This is a genomic window from Paenibacillus sp. O199 (assembly GCF_001636635.1).
Lineage (GTDB): Bacteria > Bacillota > Bacilli > Paenibacillales > Paenibacillaceae > Paenibacillus > Paenibacillus marchantiae.
Map to the genome: position 1 here is coordinate 108 of NZ_LGRP01000092.1, position 831 is coordinate 938.

An 831-nucleotide genomic window follows, 5' to 3' on the forward strand; every position below is an offset into this window, starting at 1 on the left:
TGCTCCAGTTACACCTGTTAAACCCGTTGCACCTGTGGCGCCGGTCGTTCCCGTTCCGGTGGCACCTGCCAGACCGGTTACACCCGTAGATCCCGTCGTACCAGTAGCTCCCGTTGTTCCTGTTCCCGTTGCACCTGTCACACCAGTTACTCCAGTAAGTCCCGTGGCTCCAGTAGCCCCTGTAGCTCCTGTTGTTCCTGTTCCTGTTGCGCCTGTCGCTCCAGTTACACCCGTCGCACCAGTGGTTCCGGTTGTTCCGATACCCGTTGCGCCTGTAGCACCAGTTACACCCGTTGAACCAGTCGCGCCTGTGGCTCCAGTAGCCCCGGTCCCTGTTGCACCTGTCACGCCAGTAAATCCTGTGGCTCCGGTGGCTCCTGTTGTTCCGGTTCCCGTTGCCCCTGTTACACCAGTTACTCCAGTAAGCCCCGTTGCTCCGGTTGTTCCCGTTCCGGTTGCGCCGGTAACTCCAGTTGTTCCTGTACCCGTTGCGCCTGTAGCACCAGTTACACCCGTTGAACCAGTCGCGCCTGTGGCTCCAGTAGCCCCGGTCCCTGTTGCACCTGTCACGCCAGTAAATCCTGTGGCTCCGGTTATACCAGTTGAACCCGTCGCACCAGTAGCCCCAGTCGTTCCTGTTCCGGTTGTTCCTGTCACACCAGTTACTCCAGTAAGTCCCGTTGCTCCGGTAGCTCCGGTTGTTCCCGTTCCAATTGCACCTGTCGCACCAGTTACTCCAGTAAAACCCGTGGCACCTGTTATACCAGTAAGTCCCGTTGCACCAGTAGTTCCCGTTGCTCCTGTCACACCAGTTACACCTGTTAAACCCGT

1 protein-coding gene is annotated in these 831 nt (G+C 58.2%); it reads right to left on the reverse strand.

The genetic code is table 11. From position 1 onward, the window contains the following. The coding region (locus tag A6049_RS33080; RefSeq protein WP_240321615.1) for a hypothetical protein at positions 1 to 807 on the reverse strand (807 nt) is incomplete at its 3' end. Positions 808 to 831: the final 24 nt, after the last annotated feature.